Origin of the sequence: Rhizobium sp. NLR22b (genome assembly GCF_019685295.1) — a bacterium.
Classification (GTDB): Bacteria; Pseudomonadota; Alphaproteobacteria; order Rhizobiales; family Rhizobiaceae; genus Rhizobium.
The window spans coordinates 225,977-242,476 of record NZ_JABDWM010000002.1; the positions used below are offsets into that span (position 1 = coordinate 225,977).

Below are 16,500 nucleotides of genomic sequence, written 5' to 3' on the forward strand. Positions count from 1 at the left end.
AATGATGTCGAGATCCATTCTGCTGGCGGGCCTTTCCGCTTCCCTGATGGCGCTGGCGCCCGCCCATGCGGGCGATGCCACCGACACCAGGGCGGTCCTTGCCGCCCAGGCCGGGCTTGCCGTCGACCTGATCGACCGCACGCTGGCGAAAGAGGGGGCGGCCAACATCATGGTGTCGCCGGCAAGCCTTGCCGCCGCGCTGGGTCTCGCGAGCCTCGGCGCCTCGGATGCGGGCAAGGCGGCCATCGCACGGGGGCTGGGTTTCGGCGATGCGGTCAAGGGGCCGGAGAAGGTGCTCGACGAGATGAACCCGAAGACGCCGCCGGCGGCGGATGCGCCGCTGGCCTCAGGTGTTGCGATCGTCTTCGACGACAAGCTGGCGCTCCTCCCCGATGCCCTCCCCATGCTGGCCGGTCACCGTATCAAGCCGTCGATCGAGGATCTCGATCAGCCCCAATCCGTCGAGCACATCAACGGCTGGGTCAGGCAGGCGACGCGCGACGCCATTCCGGCGATCCTGGAAACGCCGCCCGGCGGCGGCTTCATCAGCCTCGGCGCGCTCTCCTTCAAGGCGCGCTGGAAAACCGCCTTCGAGGCTCAGAGCCCGGCCGCCCCGTTTCGGCGGCCGGACGGCTCGACGGTCTCGGTGCCGATGATGCATCTTGCCGGCGACGGCCAGAAATTCCGCGTCGACGATCGTTTCGCAGCCGTCGACCTCGCCTATTCTGGTGAAACCTACCGCATGGTGGTGATCGCGGCGCGCTCGGAAAAGGGTGTCGGCGGTTCCGATCTCAAAACCCTTGCCTCCTGGCTCCAGGGCGAGAAATTCGAAGCCGCCAAGGGGGAAATCTTCCTGCCCCGCTTTTCCCTCAATGACGGGCGTGATTTGATGCCGACACTCCATGCCATGGGCCTTTCGCCTGATAAGGCGAGCGATGCGGCTTTTCCCAGGTTCACCACGGAAAACATCAGCTTGTCGCGCGTTCTGCAGAAGACGATGATCAAGGTCGATGAGAATGGCACGGAAGCGGCGGCGGCAACGGCCGTGGTCACCGAGCGCAGCATCGATCCGAAACTGGTGCGGGTGAGCGCCGACGCCCGTTTCGCCTTCGCGCTTCGCGATACGAAGACCGGCCTGTTTCTCGCCGCCGGCCTGATCGGCGATCCGCTTCTGGCGGGTGAATGACATGCGCTTTGATGAAGACAAAATGGCAGGGGGACACGTGCATGAGAAGTGATCTGATCGCCCGCTACACGATCGGCGAGCCGGTCTATGAAAACGAGTTCATCGTCTATCCGGCTCAGGACAAGCGGATGGATCGTTCGGTCTTCATCGTCGCGCCCGATGTGGCGCTGAAACTGGACAAGGCCCGCTTCGAGCGGGTCTGGACCTCGGTCAACGAGGCCAAATCGCTGACGGCGCGGCGCTTCGTCGAGATCGAGGATCTGATCCCGCCATCGCCGGAAGACGACAACTTCTATATCGTCGAGAAGCGGCCGTCGAAGACGCTGCACCAGTATCTCGAGGAAACCGAGATGGTCGCCTATGACCGCGCCATCGAGATCGGCCGCCATATCCTCGAAGGGCTGGCGACGCTGCACGGGGCCGGTTACGCCCACAATGCCCTGACCGACCAGTGCATCTACGTGTCGGAGGATTATTCCGGCCTCTCGGTCCGGATCGGCAACCTGCACCTGATCTCCAGGATCGGCGAGCACATCATCCCGCCCTATGCGCCGGAATTCGGCGCGCCGGAGATCTATGCCAGCGGCACATTCTCGGCCTCCGCCGCACTCGACATCTATGCGATGGGCATGATCGCCTACAAGCTCTTCCTGCCGCGGCAGACCTATGCCAGCGTCTTCGACAGCGTCATGGTCTGGGAGGACGAGCACCAGCGCGAGCAGAGCTGGAAGAACATCCATCTCGACCCCTCCAACATCTTCCCGCGCCTCGACGTGCTGATCCCCGGATTTCCCGAGGGCCTGGCCAGCCTGATCGAGAGAATGCTGAGCCGCGATCCGGCCCAGCGACCGCGCATGGGCGCCGATGCGCTCGGCGAATTCAGCCGCGTCACCACGGGCATCCAGCCGATGGCCTGGGACCCGCGCGGCGGCATGCCGCAACAGCCGGAAGCGCCGAAGCGGAAGAAATGGACGCTGGCGCATTTCTCGATGATCGGTGCTCTGCTCCTGATCTGCATCGGTGTCGGCGTCGTCACGATCCCGAAGCTGCTGCGCCCCGATCCCAAGCTCGTCGCCGATGTCGGCACCTGGAAGAAGGAGGCCGAAAGCCGCAGGGACAAAGCCGTCGCCGCCAAGGCGCCGGAACGCCCCTCCGGCGACGAAGCGAAGCTCTCCTATGATGCCGGCGCCGCCGCACTGACCGAGGCTAATGCCGCCCTCAAGGATGAGGACTACAAGAAGGCGCTTCCGGGCTACCAGAAGGCCGCCATCAGCCTTGGCAAATCGCTGATCTCAATCTCGAAAGAAAACGCTGAAAAGGCCAAATCGGCCGCTGCCGCCGCCGGCGGCGACAAGGCCCCGAGTTTTGCCGAGGCCGACAGCAAGATGAAGGCCGCCGCCGACAGCGCCGCCGCCCAGCAGATGCATGGCGCGGTCGACAACTATGAAGCAGCGAAAACGGCTTACGACGATCTCGCCAAGGGGCTGACCGCGCTGTCGGCAGCCGAAAAGGACGCCACGGCAAAACGCGAAACCGTCACCCGCATCGGCGCCGGCGACAGCCCCGACGTCGCCAAGGCGAGCGGCCTGATGACCGAGGCCAAGGCCAAGGCCGAGCAATGGCAGCTGCCGGCCGCGACCTCCGGCTACGGCGACGCCGCCAAGCTCTTCGCCGCACTGATATCGGATGTGATGGCGGCCAAGGACGAGGCGACGGCGCTGAGGCAGAAAGTCACCGATCTCCACGCCTCGCTGACGACGCGCGCCGGCCCCACTGATCCGACACTTGCCGCGCTGGCGCCGAAGCTCACCGAGGCCGATGGCCGCTACACCGCCGAGGCCTACAAGCTCGCCATCGCAGCCTATCAGCCGATCCTGGCCGATCTCCAAGCGCTCTCGGCGCGCGGCTTCTGCCCGGTTGCACCCAATGTCGCCTTCGAGACCATCCCTGCCGGCAGCTATCCGCTCGACAACGTCCGGCTGATGACCTCGTCGCTGAAGGAGCTCGGCGGCATGCTCGGCGTCGCCAATGGCGCCGTGAAGGTCGAAAAGTCCTTCTGCATGCAGGCCAAGGCGGTCACCCGCGCCGAGATGGCCGAGTATTACACCGCCAACTCAGACCCGGCCTCCGCCCAGGCCTATGCCGGCAATCCCGAGCAGCCGGCCGACGACGTGCCGCTCGCCGAGGCACAGAACTATACCGCCTGGCTGTCGAAACAGCTGAACGCCCCCGTCCACCTGCCGTCGGCGACCGAATGGATGGCGAGCGCCGTCAAGCTGACGACGGAAAAACTGCCCGACAACGGCGACATCATCCTGCAATGGAGCGCCACCCCCTGCGAAGCCGGCGGCAACGTCGCCTTCATGGCCCAGGAGGGCTCCACTTTCGTCGTCTGCTCGGATGCTTCGGCCGGCGGGATTTTTCGGGTGAGCGCTGAGTTGCGGTGAGGCGAAGGGGCGGAACCGCAAAGCGAAACGTGCGCGGCTGAGGCAGTGCCGCCAGCTGGCGAAAAGCCGAAATTGGTCCAACAGTGCAACGCTTGGCACCGCAACGCAGGGCGCTCTGAAAAGGTTTGAACGTCCTTTTTCTTCGTCATTCGGAGCACTCCCGTTTAAGCAGCGTCCGCCCAAAAATTTCAATTCCAAATTTCTAAATACGCGCGTACATTGAACTGGGGACTGCAGTATCCGTGCGTTGAGGGTCGGGGATAATGTGCTGGAATACATCATCAGCATTCACGCCTGTCGGGTTTGCTTTGCGAGGTCCGAAATCTCGCAGGATCGTGTGGACATTGGGCGACGCGGCGCGCCTCCTGATGAACGATTGGCCGTGCGACGACGGCGAGGAATATATGGCTGCCGTCAAAGCCTGCGTCGACGCCATCACCGGCAAAATTGCCCCAGAACAATTCCGCGAAGTGCTTCTGCGTGCTGCCGACGAGGCGGGCATCCGTACTCTATCGCTGGTTCCGCAGGGAATGAGTGAGCGACTGCCGGGCGTTTCCCCGACGATGCGAATATAGGCTTTCCTTTAGGCGAGTATCCGCTTTCGTCAGGTTTGCGTGAAGGAACGACCGATTTGGGGCCGATGGCCGACCGTCCGCTGCTTCGACAGCCGACACGAAATGCGGACATCAGGGTTCTTACTGCCAAGGTTTTGAATCGGCCCATCGCGGCCATCAGGACGAAGCGTACGGATTAAGCTTCTTCCTCAGGAACCAAGAGCACGCAGATGTCGTCGGCGGGCGTTAAGATCGTAGTCATCCGCTTCGCCCGCGTGATGCTCACTCTGAAATTCTGTCTCGCCTCAGCACCTGCATGCTGACGGGAATTGCTTCTGACGATGCGGTCAGTGTTGCTTACAATCTCACCACCACGTATTCGGCGCGGGAAACCTTCGTAGATAATTACCTCGTCGAACTGCTTTCCTTTCGCCTTGTGCATGTTCATGACAGATATGCCGCGTTCCGGCTTGGCGCGATTTGAGAAATGCTCTTGAATGAAAGCAGCTCGGACAATGGCGAGGGCATTCCTGTAGGAGCCGTTCGCACGTCGGTCCTCCGATAACGCCTGCCGAAGTTGGCTTCCGCGGCCAAGAAGCCGCACATTGCGGGTCTCGGTGCCAATCTCCTTCAAGCGCTGACATGCTCCATTTTCAAGAACATCTCTGATCGCTCTCCAGTCGCTTTCCGGATCACCGTTCAGAACCAGCGCGCGGCATGCGTTATAGACTTCCATCATCGCGACCATAATGCTGGTTGCCATTGGCGGAAGCCCACGCTCGGCCCGCTCTTTCATCTTTTCGTTGGCGCTGAAGATAGCTGACGCCTGACGGATGCTCGTAATTGAGGCCTCGCTGCCGTTCTTGCCCCGAAAGTATTCGGCGACCAGACTGATGAATTCGTCTCGATGAGATCCACCGTCTCCGGGCTGCATAAGAAATGCGATCACTTCGGCGCCCAGGATGACAGCATCAAGCTCGACAACCGCCTCGTGTGGAATGGCTGGCATCTGACCAGTTGGTGTCCTGAAGCCGTCTGACACGAGCCTCGTCAGCTTCTTTGTGGGCACAAGGACCGCCATCGACCAAGCAGGATCACCGCTCGCCTGAAGTCTGCCCCGAGCAGCCAGTACAGTCGACTTGAGCTTTATCATCGCGGTCGCTTCGGCGGAGGCGAAGGTACCGAAGTCGATGCCCTCATACGAGCCCTTACTGAAACTGCCTCGGAGAATGTCATTGCCGAACAGTGCAATGTCCGTACCTTTGCTGCGGTGGTTGTCGCCGGCAAGGTCGAACGTCGTCGGATTGAAGGCCTCGATGAAATGGTCGAGCCGCTCCGGATCAGCGCCTATGAAGTCGAAGATTCTCTGCTCAGGGTCGGCGAGGGCAATCAGGGTCGAAAACTCGCCCAGGGCTTTGACTACCCGCCACTGCTCGGCGTTCGTGTCCTGGAACTCATCGAGCACGATGAATGGATATTTCGCTGACACAAGCTGCCGGAGCTTTTTGCTTCCCTCGAGTAGTGCTGCGACCGTCGGAGCGAAAAGGTCGAAGCAGACGCGTCCTTCATCGCGTGCCACTCTTTCCAGCTCTGCGGCGATCCGCGCCCGCCGCTCCGTCTTTTCCCCGTCCGAAAGGCCGCTCAACGCCTTGTATTGCGACGTTATGTCGGACACGACTGCTGCTTCCCCCGGTGGCGGCAGCACCGTGAGGCGACGCGGCCAGCCTCGAAGATAACCGTGCGTCTTGAGCAGACCCCAGAAGAACGAATGGTAGGTGTCGACCTCGATGGCCCGGCGCTGCTCAGCAGTCAGTGTTTCTTCTTCCGCGATCGCCCCGAGAACGCGCGCCACGGTGGCCCTCGCGAAGCTGAGAAAAAGAACGCGCTGTGTTGACCTCAAGCCGGCGGTCATCTCCGCCGCTTTCAGGATCGAGACCGTCGTTTTGCCAGAACCTGGTCCGCCCCTAACGAGCAGATAGCCGTCGGTTCCCAGGATGTCCTTTTGGCCGTCCGTCAGTTCAAGCGGCATCCAAGCCACCGAGTTCACCGGGATCACCTTCCTCTTCCGGCTCCGAGGGTGCGCACCGATCCTTCAGATCCTTGCACGCGTCCTTCAGGAACTGGGGCAACTCCGCTTCACTGCATTGAGCGAGGAAGTCGGCGGCACTCCATCCGCCCTTGTTCCAGGTGAAAAGATCCATCAGGGCCGCAGCGATGTTCGATTTCGGATTGCCTCCATACTTCATCGTGAGATGTTGGGGCCACTCGACGATGTCAGCGAAACGCTCCATTGCCGCAGTCGTGGTGTCAGCGAGCACCATCGCCTCGAAACCATGCTGGTCGTGCATGTAGAGCTTCTCTACCTGTGCCTCGATCGCTGCCTGGATCTCCGGGATTTGGTGATCGCAGGCTCCGAAGATTCGCTTTCCAAGGTCGCCGAAGAGCTTCGCCATCGGCGCGACTTGCGAGTCGCTTCCCGCGTCGAAGACGCTGATCCCGAGAGCTTCCAGCGATTGGTAGGACTGTGAATCGAGTTCGGCCAGCCTGCGGGCGACCGCGGGGAAGGAACTGGCCTCCGTCGCGCCTTCCACGACGAGTACTCGTCCGGAAAGCAGGCACTCACAGAAACGTTGACGGAAGTCCTGTCGATAGCGCTTGGGCTTGAGGCTGTCAGGAAGCTGTACTGTCGACTTATTCAGAACGCCGTCTGCAGCACGTGACAGGATCAACGTCTCGTCGAGGCCGAACTCCTCCAGCACGTAGGGAGAGTGAGAAGTCACGATCGACTGCGCCGAAAGCTGGCGTAGTTCGTGAACGATCCTCTTTTGCGCGTATGGCGGTATCGCGGTTTCGACTTCCTCCATCGCGAAGATGACGTTTTGCTTGTCCTCCGCGATCTGCGACAGCAGCGCTAGCACCAGCATGTTGATCGTTCCCGTACCTTGTCGGAAGAACGGCGCGGCATGGTCTCCTTCGCCCGTCGCGATGAAGGCCGTGATTACCTTCCGCAGATGTTCGCGCGTCAGGTTCGAAATGCGCAGGTGAGGGTTCGTGCCCCATTCCTTCGGAACGTATTTCTTCATCGCCTTCGCGACGCTCTCCAGCACTCCGCTGAGCCCGAGCGCCGGATCCGTCGCGACGTCGAGTGACTTCAGCCCCTGAAGGGTGTCCTCCCACATCCTGGGCCTGATCTCCTTCAGCCGCAGGATGATGTCGAGAAGGCTTCCGCGTTCAAGACTGAGCGCACGGGATCCGGTTCTAAGCGTTCGCAGATAAAGGAAGCCGCACTTCTGCTTGTCTCGCTTCCCGAAAGCCGACGGCGCTTCATCCTCGGCCAGACTGCGTGTGTAGTAGGTTTTCCCGGTGAAATCGTCTTCCGCTTCGTCATACCATCCGCGGAAGGTTACACGAATTGCCGGGATCGACGGCGAATCATCAAGTTCATCGGCGCTGCCGTTGAAGAGAGCTCCGGTGGCTTCGTTCCACCATTCGATATTGGAACTGAAGTGATCCTGCTGTTCTTCCGATAGTCCCGTTATGGTGAGCTCGATTTCGATTATCGGATTTTCTGCGTTGGCCGCAGTAGGGGCATCACCCGCTGGTTCGGGCGCCGCTTCAGTGGCAGCATCTACTGCGTCGCCCTCGGGAAGGGCGTTAGCACTCGCCAAATATCGACCGAGATGGAAATCGTGTTCATCGATTGGCGGTAGCCTGTTGAGGCGATCAGGCCCAAGGCACAAATCGATCGCCTCCAGAACTGTGGACTTGCCAACATTGTTGTCGCCAATGAGAACGGCGTGGGCAGGCAGAAGAAGCTCGGCAGTCTTGATGCCTCGAAAATTGCTTATCTTTACTCTTGCGATTCGCATGTCGGCCCCGAAAAAGGAAATGCGCTACGGAGCACTCTGTAAGGAGTTCCACTATAAAGTGCAATTGTGATGTGCCCTTTCGCAGTCTCAACGTGGCCTACCGGGGCAGAATAGAAGTGCCGCACCGGATTTCTTTTAGACATAGAAATATTTTTGCTGTCCGCTGGGACGTCTGCTTCTGAGGTTTCGAGGGATCGGCTCAACGGCCGACTTGGAGGCGCTTTGCTGATAGGCCGCTTCCGACCCATAGCGGCCGCAAATGGCTTTGAGGGCAACATTCCTTATAGTCGCTCCCAGTGTCGGCAATAGAGCGCCGATCGCACTCCGCGAGGTGAACGAATATGTTGAAACTTCCGCCACCGATATGGGCCCTTCTCTTCTTGATCCTCACAGCGGGCGCCAGCTACTTGGCCGGGTGGCCCGCCGTACCTTGGGTACATAGCCTCTTCGTCGGGATCGGGCTCATCGCGGTGAGTTTCATTGCACCAGTTTGGGCCTTGATACTGTTCCGACGTGAGGGCACCCAGGTCAATCCCACCTCGGAAACCAACAACAAGCTGGTCACAGGCGGACCTTTTCAGTTCACGCGGAATCCCATGTATCTGGGCCTCGTCGTCCTCAGCCTCGGTGTGGCTGTGGCGACGGGCGCTATTCTTATGTTCGCCGCCCCCCTCTTGGTGTTTGCTACCGCCAATTGGGTCCACATCCCCTTCGAGGAAGCCAAGATGCGCCGCCAGTTCGGCCCGGCTTTCGACGACTACGCGCGGAACGTGAGACGGTGGCTTTAGAGCCTCGCTTGTTTCGGCTGCGTGACAAAGCAGGTACTATGGTTTGGCGTCCGGAATGGCTGCTTGCCGCCCATACAGGAGGTGGCTCAGGCGTCCAGCGGAACGTCGGCTTTGGACATTCCGCTCGACTTATCTTAAGGGCCGGAATGGGGACGCAAAGCAGTCTTTCTCTTCGGTAAAGGAAGAAGTCTGCTCGTTGCCGAATCCAAAAGTGGCTTTCCATAGGCCCGCGCGCGGTCGAGATGCGGCTGCCCTAGGCCGGTAAGCACGGGAGCCGGGTGCCGGCTCCCTTTCCAATACCATGGCCGGCTTACCGCAGCCGGAGCCTTTGACGCTGCGGTCGTCTCTCAGCCCTCGGATTTCAGCTTGCCGCCGACCCCCCAGGAATCCTTGGCAATCTCCGTGATCAGGATTTCCAGCGATTCCGGCGGGCAGGCCAGGGTTTCGACGGCGGCCTTGGTTGCTTCGCGCACGAAGGCGCGTTTCTGCTCGTCGGTGCGGCCGGGATGCATCTGCAGGTGAAGAATGGGCATGTTTTTCCTTCGTTTTTGGCAATGTCCTTCGCCTTGCGGCGGGCATCACGACTATGTTGTAAATGCTGAGGTTGATAAATAAGCTGCCGGTATCGTCATTCGAAACCTGTGAGTAGGCAATCATGGACAAGCTGGCCGGCATGGCGATGTTCGTCAGGGTCATCGACAATGGCAGTTTCGCGGCCGCCGGGGAGATCGCGCGGGTGTCGCCGGCCATGGTAGCCAAGCACATCAAGACGATCGAGACCCGGCTCGGGGCCAAGCTCATCCATCGCACCACGCGGCGCCATCAGCTAACGGAGGTCGGCCAGCTCTATTACGAGCGCTGCAAGCGCGCGCTTGCCGAAGTGGCGCTGGCCGAGGCTTCGGCAAGCGAGCTGCAATCGGCGCCGCGCGGCCGGCTTCGGCTGGTGGCGCCCGTCAGCTTCGGCACACAAGTCCTGGTGCCGGCGCTGATCGAGTACCAGAATGCCTATCCCGACGTCAGCATCGAGCTGTCGCTCGACAACAATGTCCATGATCTCGTCGGCGAGGGGTTCGAGCTCGGCATCCACATCGGCCCGCTATCGGACAGCAGCCTCGTCGCCCGCGCACTCACGCCCTATCGGCGCATTCTCGCCGCCTCGCCGGGTTATCTTGCCCGCCATGGCCGGCCGGCCTTGCCGGAGGATCTGACGACCCATCTCTGCCTCGGCCATTCCTATTGGCGCATGCGTGACCGCTGGCACCTGGTCGGGCCGGGCGGCGAAATGCGCGATGTGCCGGTCTCCGGAAAATTTTCCACCAATCAGGGCGCAGCACTGCGCATGGCCGCGCTCAGCGGCGCGGGAATCGTGCTTCAGCCGGAACTGCTGCTCGCCGCCGATATCGCCGAAGGGCGGCTTGAGCAGGTGCTGCCGGAATGGTCCTACAGGCCTGTGCCGATGTACCTCATCTATGCCCCAAACCGGCGTCCGACAGCGATGCTGCGGACGGTGATCGATTTCCTGGTGGAACGATTCGGCTAAGCCGATCGATGTCGACATAGTGACGGGCGTGCCGGCTCATCCTCCGTCCGGTGAGACTCTTCTCACCGGATCAAAGCCCGTGATAAGAGCGCTCATGGGCATCAAGAACTATTTGATCGAAGGCAGTTCGGGCACTGGAAAAACCTCTGTCGCTTCCGAACTGGAGCGGCGGGGCTACCATGTTGTCCATGGCGACCGCGTCCTGGCATATGTGGGCGACCCCGAGACAGGCCAGGCACTCGCGGGACCACCTGAAGGCGCCGATCGCCTTGTCTGGGGATACGCGCATTGGATCTGGCCTGCCGAAAAGGTCCGGGCCATTGCTGCCGACACCACCCACCCTGTCACTTTCTTCTGTGGCGGCTCGCGCAATTTCCACAAGTTCTTGCACCTGTTCGATAAGGTTTTCGTGCTCGACATCGACGTTGAGACTTTGAACCGGCGATTGGATGGGCGGCCCGATGAGCCTGGCTTCGAGCCGGCCGAGCGGGCTCTGGTGCTCCGTTACCATAAGACCCGGGAGTATCTTCCCGTCGGCATCAATATCGACACGGCGGGCAGCATTACGGGTGTCGTCGACGATATCCTCGCTCAGCTCACCTAAAGTCCTGAAGCTGAATCGGATGCGAAGCGCTCGATCATTGTTCGAAGTGCGCTAAGCCGCGTGAAAGCTGATCAGCTGGATTTCCGTTCGTAGGCACCGGCAGCCGCCGCGGTGCATGACCTCGAGTGGCCGGTCTTCGGCGGGGAAAGTTCGGGGACGCTTGCGCTACCTGCGCGAGCAGGTTATACACTGAACCATATGGTTCAGTATGAAAGTCCTCCTCTCGATCTCTCATTCGCGGCGCTGTCGGATGCGACCCGCCGCGGGATCATCGATCAGCTTGGGCGAGGGGACGCGTCGATCACCAGTCTCGCGGACAAGTTCCAGATGACGCTGACCGGCATGAAGAAGCATGTCCAGGTTCTCGAGCGGGCGGGGCTCGTCGTCACGCAGAAGGTCGGACGGGTGAGAACCTGCAAGCTCGGGAAACGCGGCCTCAAGGCAGAGGCCGAGTGGATCGAGGCGCATCGCAGGCTGTTCGAGGCCCGCTTCGAAGCATTGGACGAAATCATCAGCGAAATGAAACGGGAGGAAAGCGATGACTGAGCAAGTTGAGAGGGCAGGTGGCGCGCAGAACCGCACGTCGGTCGAGCGCAGAGGGGATCGCGAACTCGTGGTAACCAGGATATTCGATGCGCCGCCGAGCACGGTTTACAGGGCGTGGAGCCGGCCCGAGTTGTTCCAGCGCTGGTGGGTGCCGAAATCGGTGCCCGGCATTTCGCTGGTATCATGCGAAATGGACGTCCGCACCGGCGGCAAATATCGGCTGGAATTCGGCGCCGGCGGTTCGGATACCATGGCCTTCTATGGCAAGTATCTCGAGGTGGCGCCGAACGAGCGCATCGTCTGGACCAATGATGAGGGCGAAGAGGGCGCAATCACCACCGTGACCTTCGAAGACCAGGGCGGGAAGACACTTGTGGTTTTCCACGAAGTCTATCCGACCAGGGAGGCGCTTGAGGAAGCACTGCAGGGCTCGGCTGTCGCATTGCCGGAGCAGTTGGAACAGCTCGACGAATTGCTTTCCAGCCTGACCGAGTAGCGCACGGCCTTCAGGCCGCCTTTGCCGCCATCCACGCACATCTGGAACGCAACTCGTCCTGTTTCATTACCGCGGAGGCGGTAAGCAAGGGGAGTTATGGCAATGCTGATCCAGGGAATCTACGCCGCGCTCGCAACGGCAGACATGGATAAAGCGGAGAAGTTTTACACGCAGCTGTTTGACCGGGAGCCCGATGATCGTCCGATGGAGGCGTTGATCCAATGGCGCAACGTCGCCGGAGCGAACATTCAAATCTTCCTCGACAAGGAGAATGCTGGTTTCGGCAGGCTGACCATTGTGGTGCCGAAAATGGATGAAGCCCGCAGAGCGCTCGAAGAGATTGGGGTGACGCTCACAGGTGAATCCGAGGGTGACTACGGAAGGATTGCCCAGATCGCGGACCCGGACGGCAATCGCATCACCCTTGCGGAGCCGCCCTCCCGTCCATTCGATACGCAGCGAAGATAGCGCCGCTGCTTGACGCTCTGGTTTGCGCGCGCCTAACGGCAATGGAACCTTCGGCAGCGCCGAAGTGTTGTGCTCGGCATGATTGCGGGAGGCATGACCGATGTACATCATTGTTGGCGGGACGGGGCGCGTTGGCTCAGCAGTGGCGAAGACGCTGCTCGACGGGGGCGAAGCCGTCACCATCGTCACCCGAAACCCTGAGAAGGCGGGCGCATGGCGACAGCGGGGCGCAGAAGTGGCGATCGCCGACGTCCACGACGTCACCTCGCTGCGGACCGTGTTCCGCCGCGGGAAGCGGGCCTTCCTGCTGAACCCGAACGCTGACATCGCGAGCGATACGGACCGGGAGGAGCGCGAGACCGTGCGCTGCCTGCTCGAGGCGATCGAAGGGTCCGGGCTGGAGAAGGTGGTGGCGCAATCAACCATGGGCGCGCAGCCGGGCGAGCAATGCGGCGATCTCAATGTCCTTTACGAACTGGAGACGGGGCTGAGAGGCCAGCCGATTCCCGCCAGTGTCATCCGCGCAGCCTATTACTACAGCAACTGGGACACGATGGTGGAACCCGTCACGAAGGACGGGGTGCTGTCGACCATGCTCCCGGCCGATCTGAAGCTCCCGATGGTCGCGCCCGAGGATCTGGGAAGTGTGGCTGCACAACTCCTGCGGGAGCCGATCGACCGGATCGGCATATACCCCGTCGAAGGGCCGGAACGATACTCTCCCAATGACGTTGCCGCAGCCTTCGCCGCCGCCCTCGGCCGGGCCGTTCGCGTCGAGGTGATCCCGCGCGAAACCTGGGAAGACGCATACCGCAATTTGGGCTTCTCCGACGCGGCGGCCCACTCATATGCCAGGATGACGGCGCTCACCGCCGATGGCCCCGAATATCCCGAGGACTCAATTCGCGGATCGATCTCGCTCCAGACATACATAGATGGGCTCGTTCGGGACTCGTCCTGACGCGCCTTCGTATGGGACTTGTGCCGGGGCAGGCGCCTCGTCTTCAGGTGGCGACCTCCATGGGATCGCTGAAGCCGCCACGGCGTTTTCATCAACCGCGTTCGACCAGTTTGCGGATAGCGGTCTCAAAGGTCGTTGTGCCCTTGCGCGATCGGGCCTCGCCATCTTCGAACTCGATCCAGCCTTCGTTGAAGCCGTCAAGCATGCGCATACGGGGTCGGGGGTTCTGCATGCCCTGGTTCAAAAACAGCGCTTCCCATGTCTCCCTTGCCACCGGCTCGGCACGGACCCTCTTGCCGAGCACGGCAGAGAAGGCCTCCGCCATCTGCAGCGGCGTGATGCGGAGCGGACCCTCAAGCTCGACGATGCGTTTACCGGTCCAGTCCTCCTGCAGCATTTCAGCCGCAGTTGCGCCGACATCGCGCACGGAAACCATTGGCACCGGTTTGGTGACCGGCTGCAGAAAGCTTGGCATGATGCCGCTCTCCCTTGCCGGCGCGATGTCCCAGGCTGAATTCTCCATGAACCAGCAGGCGCGCAAGAACGCTACCGGCATCGGGAGTGTCGACATTGCCCGCTCGACGAGGCCGAGCTGGCTCAGCAGATTCTCCTGCTTTGCCTGCGCGCCGATCGTCGACAGGCAGACCACCTTCTTCGGTGACGCCTTTGTGAGCGCCGTCTTGAGCACTTCTATGATTGCTTTCACCTCCGGGAAACCCGGCGCAGGATCGAAGCTTGGCGGCAGAAGCAGGAAGACGCCCTCGGCGCCTTCGAAGGCTTGGGCGAGACCCGCCGCGTCCGTCATGTCGGCAATGGCGACTTCCGCACCTCGATCCCGCCAGGCGCCTGCTTTTTCCGCGTTGCGCAGGACTGCACGGACAGCAAGACCCTGATCTATCAGTTTCGCGCCGACCACGGCGCCGACCTGACCTGTTATTCCAGTGACAGCAAACATTATCGGACTCCTTTTGTCAGCGGCTTTCGCCGCGCCGAGTGAATGATGCGCCAAAGTCGCCTTTGACTGAATTGCCCTTTTGTCAGATAACTCATGACAAAATATCAGGAACCGAATGATGTTCGACGGACGATTGCTGAATGGGGTCAGCGTGCTGGCCGCCGTCGTTGAGAGCGGCAGTTTCGTGAGGGCAGGCGAGGCGCTGGGGCTGACAGCTTCCGGGGTCAGCCGGGCGGTGGCGCGACTTGAGAGCCGTATCGGCGTGCGGCTGCTCGAGCGGACGACCCGTTCCCTGAGGCTCACCGATGACGGCACGCGTTTCTACGAGCAGGTCGTGCCGTTACTCGGTGGCATCGAAGAAGCCGCTGCCTATGCGGCCGGGACGACGCAGACGGTGCGTGGGAGGCTGCGGATCAATGTCGATCCCTATTTTTCGCGGCTGATCCTCGCGCCGAAGCTCGGCACCTTTCTCGACCGCTATCCCGATCTTCAGCTCGAGGTGGTTACAAGGAACGAGATCGGCGATCTTGTCGCCGACGGCATGGATGTGGCGGTGCGCTTCGGCGAAATCCCGGCCAAGAGCTCGCTAATTGCCCGGCAACTCTTTCGCACGAGGGTGATCACGGTTGCCGCGCCGTCCTATCTCGCACGGCATGGCACGCCGACGCTGCCTGCCGACCTGACCGATCATACCTGCATCCAGTATGAGGACCCCTTGACGGGCAGGCCTTTCGAATGGGAGTTGCGGCGCGGAAAGAAGGTGGTGCCGATCCAAACGCATGGGCGCATCCTCGTCAATGATGCCGGTACGGCCCTTGCCACCTGTCTCGCCGGGATCGGGATTGCCCAGGTCTTCTCGCTCGGAATGAAGCCCTATCTTGACAGTGGCCAGTTGGTCGCTCTCTATCCGGATTGGCCCGATGAGACCTTTCCGTTGCACTGCTTCTACACCTCCCGCCATCATGTGCCGGCCAAGGTTCGCGCCTTTATTGATTTTTGCTTCGAAATCGTCAGCTAGATGCCGCTGCGAGGATCGGCTCGGAGGCTTTTACCGGGCATCTTCAGCGGCTTCCAAAAGCGCCATAAGTCGCATTACAATGCCGGCGATGTGGCCTTGCCTCAGGCGACGGACCAGCCACCGTCCACCAGCAGGTTCGCGCCGGTGATCAGGCTCGCAGCCGGCGATGCCAGGAAGACGACGGCGCCCACGACATCATCGGTTTCACCGATCCGGCCGAGGGGAATGTGATCGAGCGTCGCTTGGCGATTGGCGGCGTCGGATAGAAAGGGTGCCGTGCCATCCGTATGGATGAAGGTCGGCGAGACGGTGTTGACGGTGATATTGTAGCGTGCCCACTCGGCCGCAAGGCAGCGCGAGAGGTGATTGATGGCCGCCTTGCTCATGCAATAGATGGCCTCGCCGCGCAGGGCCACGGTGCCGGCCTGTGAGCTGATGCTGATGATCCGGCCGCCATTCTGCTTGATCATCTGGCGCCCGACCGCCTGGGTCATCAGGAAGGTGCCCTTGACGTTGACATCGAGGATCTCGTCGAGGTCCTTCTCCTCGACGAGCTCGGCGAGATTGCCGGGAGCCACGCCGACATTGTTGACGAGGACGTCGATCCGATCAAACGTCGTCAACGCCGCGTCGACGGCTTGTGCGATATGGGCTTTGTTGGGAATTTCCAGTTCAACAGCGAGGACTTTTCGTCCCGTGCCCTCGAGCTCGGCGACCAGGTCCGCCGAGGCTGCGACGTCACGGACCCCCAAGACAATATCGGAGCCTGCCGCGGCACAGGCAAGCGCGCAAGCTCGCCCGATGCCACGGCTCGCGCCTGTTACCAAAGTCACTTTGCCCTCAAGGCTGAAGTCCGGCGCGTTCCTCTGCATCATGGTGCCTCCCTTGATGAAATCAATTTATGCCAGAGTCGGCGCGGCTGCCAGATACTCTGCGCATGTGCAGCGGCCTCCCCGCCGGACCGCAGCGCCGGGGTTCAAGAGAGCCTCATCATGAGTTGCCCCGCAGGGGGCCTCGAAGGACGAGGCGGGTGCTCAGCCATTGTTACCTGCAAGAAGCAGCGTTGCG

General features: G+C 61.3%; 15 protein-coding genes and 1 pseudogene. 11 read left to right on the forward strand and 5 right to left on the reverse strand.

Annotation, left to right across the window (positions count from 1 at the left end):
* Positions 1-4 precede the first annotated feature (4 nt).
* The 3 genes from HJC00_RS04730 (at position 5) to HJC00_RS04740 (ending at position 4,208) form a co-directional block, all read left to right on the forward strand.
* The gene (locus tag HJC00_RS04730; protein WP_210632614.1) at positions 5-1,186 is read left to right on the forward strand and encodes a serpin family protein; all 1,182 of its coding nucleotides are present in this window, start codon (positions 5-7) and stop codon (positions 1,184-1,186) included.
* Positions 1,187-1,227: 41 nt separating this feature from the next.
* The gene (locus HJC00_RS04735; RefSeq protein WP_221163694.1) at positions 1,228-3,633 is read left to right on the forward strand and encodes a protein kinase domain-containing protein; all 2,406 of its coding nucleotides are present in this window, start codon (positions 1,228-1,230) and stop codon (positions 3,631-3,633) included.
* 263 nt (positions 3,634-3,896) lie between these two features.
* Complete coding sequence (locus tag HJC00_RS04740; protein ID WP_221123119.1) at positions 3,897-4,208, forward strand: DUF982 domain-containing protein; 312 nt, start codon at positions 3,897-3,899, stop codon at positions 4,206-4,208.
* A gap of 175 nt (positions 4,209-4,383) precedes the next feature.
* Here the strand turns inward: HJC00_RS04740 and HJC00_RS04745 are convergent, their stop codons facing one another.
* Positions 4,384-6,243 (reverse strand): ATP-dependent helicase, encoded by a 1,860-nt coding sequence (locus HJC00_RS04745; RefSeq protein ID WP_311043566.1) that lies wholly within the window; start codon positions 6,241-6,243, stop codon positions 4,384-4,386.
* Positions 6,206-8,056, reverse strand: coding sequence for an ATP-dependent endonuclease (locus HJC00_RS04750; RefSeq protein ID WP_221163695.1), 1,851 nt, complete (start codon positions 8,054-8,056; stop codon positions 6,206-6,208). Before HJC00_RS04750 ends, HJC00_RS04745 begins: the two co-directional genes overlap by 38 nt.
* Positions 8,057-8,397: 341 nt before the next feature.
* Between HJC00_RS04750 and HJC00_RS04755 the strand changes: the two genes are divergently transcribed.
* The gene (locus tag HJC00_RS04755) at positions 8,398-8,844 is read left to right on the forward strand and encodes an isoprenylcysteine carboxylmethyltransferase family protein (RefSeq protein ID WP_184459833.1); all 447 of its coding nucleotides are present in this window, start codon (positions 8,398-8,400) and stop codon (positions 8,842-8,844) included.
* A 347-nt stretch (positions 8,845-9,191) separates the two neighbouring features.
* On the opposite strand, the pseudogene HJC00_RS04760 reads toward HJC00_RS04755, so the two are convergent.
* Positions 9,192-9,389 (reverse strand): annotated as a pseudogene (locus HJC00_RS04760) (4-oxalocrotonate tautomerase); the annotation flags it as partial.
* Between the two features lie 110 nt (positions 9,390-9,499).
* Between HJC00_RS04760 and HJC00_RS04765 the strand changes: the two are divergent.
* The 6 genes from HJC00_RS04765 (at position 9,500) to HJC00_RS04790 (ending at position 13,459) form a co-directional block, all read left to right on the forward strand.
* A complete protein-coding gene (locus HJC00_RS04765) occupies positions 9,500-10,384 on the forward strand; it encodes a LysR family transcriptional regulator (protein WP_221123122.1) in 885 nt (294 codons plus the stop codon).
* 94 nt (positions 10,385-10,478) lie between these two features.
* A complete protein-coding gene (locus HJC00_RS04770; protein ID WP_221123124.1) occupies positions 10,479-10,988 on the forward strand; it encodes a nucleoside kinase in 510 nt (169 codons plus the stop codon).
* A 198-nt stretch (positions 10,989-11,186) separates the two neighbouring features.
* Positions 11,187-11,534 carry a helix-turn-helix transcriptional regulator gene (locus tag HJC00_RS04775; RefSeq protein ID WP_221123148.1) on the forward strand — a complete coding sequence of 116 codons (348 nt, stop codon included), beginning with the start codon at positions 11,187-11,189 and terminating at the stop codon, positions 11,532-11,534.
* Positions 11,527-12,030 (forward strand): SRPBCC family protein, encoded by a 504-nt coding sequence (locus HJC00_RS04780; protein WP_097598909.1) that lies wholly within the window; start codon positions 11,527-11,529, stop codon positions 12,028-12,030. Before HJC00_RS04775 ends, HJC00_RS04780 begins: the two co-directional genes overlap by 8 nt.
* A 102-nt stretch (positions 12,031-12,132) precedes the next feature.
* Positions 12,133-12,498, forward strand: coding sequence for a VOC family protein (locus HJC00_RS04785; RefSeq protein WP_097598955.1), 366 nt, complete (start codon positions 12,133-12,135; stop codon positions 12,496-12,498).
* A 100-nt stretch (positions 12,499-12,598) separates the two neighbouring features.
* The gene (locus HJC00_RS04790; RefSeq protein ID WP_221163696.1) at positions 12,599-13,459 is read left to right on the forward strand and encodes an NmrA family NAD(P)-binding protein; all 861 of its coding nucleotides are present in this window, start codon (positions 12,599-12,601) and stop codon (positions 13,457-13,459) included.
* Positions 13,460-13,550: 91 nt separating this feature from the next.
* Here HJC00_RS04790 and HJC00_RS04795 read toward each other — a convergent pair whose 3' ends face one another.
* Positions 13,551-14,414 (reverse strand): NmrA family NAD(P)-binding protein, encoded by an 864-nt coding sequence (locus tag HJC00_RS04795; protein WP_210632626.1) that lies wholly within the window; start codon positions 14,412-14,414, stop codon positions 13,551-13,553.
* Positions 14,415-14,532: 118 nt separating this feature from the next.
* On the opposite strand from HJC00_RS04795, the gene HJC00_RS04800 reads away from it, so the two are divergent.
* Entirely contained in the window at positions 14,533-15,432 is a 900-nt protein-coding gene (locus tag HJC00_RS04800) for a LysR family transcriptional regulator (RefSeq protein ID WP_221123128.1), read from the forward strand.
* A gap of 101 nt (positions 15,433-15,533) precedes the next feature.
* Here HJC00_RS04800 and HJC00_RS04805 read toward each other — a convergent pair whose 3' ends face one another.
* Positions 15,534-16,304, reverse strand: a complete 771-nt coding sequence (locus HJC00_RS04805; RefSeq protein ID WP_097598957.1) for an SDR family NAD(P)-dependent oxidoreductase — start codon at positions 16,302-16,304, stop codon at positions 15,534-15,536.
* Positions 16,305-16,500 lie beyond the last annotated feature (196 nt).

Coding starts and splice junctions, on each gene's coding strand:
- HJC00_RS04730 (WP_210632614.1), top strand. CDS start 5: ATGTCGAGATCCATTCTGCTGGCGGGCCTTTCCGCTTCCCTGATGGCG.
- HJC00_RS04735 (WP_221163694.1), top strand. CDS start 1,228: ATGAGAAGTGATCTGATCGCCCGCTACACGATCGGCGAGCCGGTCTAT.
- HJC00_RS04740 (WP_221123119.1), top strand. CDS start 3,897: ATGTGCTGGAATACATCATCAGCATTCACGCCTGTCGGGTTTGCTTTG.
- HJC00_RS04750 (WP_221163695.1), bottom strand. CDS start 8,056: ATGCGAATCGCAAGAGTAAAGATAAGCAATTTTCGAGGCATCAAGACT.
- HJC00_RS04755 (WP_184459833.1), top strand. CDS start 8,398: ATGTTGAAACTTCCGCCACCGATATGGGCCCTTCTCTTCTTGATCCTC.
- HJC00_RS04765 (WP_221123122.1), top strand. CDS start 9,500: ATGGACAAGCTGGCCGGCATGGCGATGTTCGTCAGGGTCATCGACAAT.
- HJC00_RS04770 (WP_221123124.1), top strand. CDS start 10,479: ATGGGCATCAAGAACTATTTGATCGAAGGCAGTTCGGGCACTGGAAAA.
- HJC00_RS04775 (WP_221123148.1), top strand. CDS start 11,187: ATGGTTCAGTATGAAAGTCCTCCTCTCGATCTCTCATTCGCGGCGCTG.
- HJC00_RS04780 (WP_097598909.1), top strand. CDS start 11,527: ATGACTGAGCAAGTTGAGAGGGCAGGTGGCGCGCAGAACCGCACGTCG.
- HJC00_RS04785 (WP_097598955.1), top strand. CDS start 12,133: ATGCTGATCCAGGGAATCTACGCCGCGCTCGCAACGGCAGACATGGAT.
- HJC00_RS04790 (WP_221163696.1), top strand. CDS start 12,599: ATGTACATCATTGTTGGCGGGACGGGGCGCGTTGGCTCAGCAGTGGCG.
- HJC00_RS04795 (WP_210632626.1), bottom strand. CDS start 14,414: ATGTTTGCTGTCACTGGAATAACAGGTCAGGTCGGCGCCGTGGTCGGC.
- HJC00_RS04800 (WP_221123128.1), top strand. CDS start 14,533: ATGTTCGACGGACGATTGCTGAATGGGGTCAGCGTGCTGGCCGCCGTC.
- HJC00_RS04805 (WP_097598957.1), bottom strand. CDS start 16,304: ATGCAGAGGAACGCGCCGGACTTCAGCCTTGAGGGCAAAGTGACTTTG.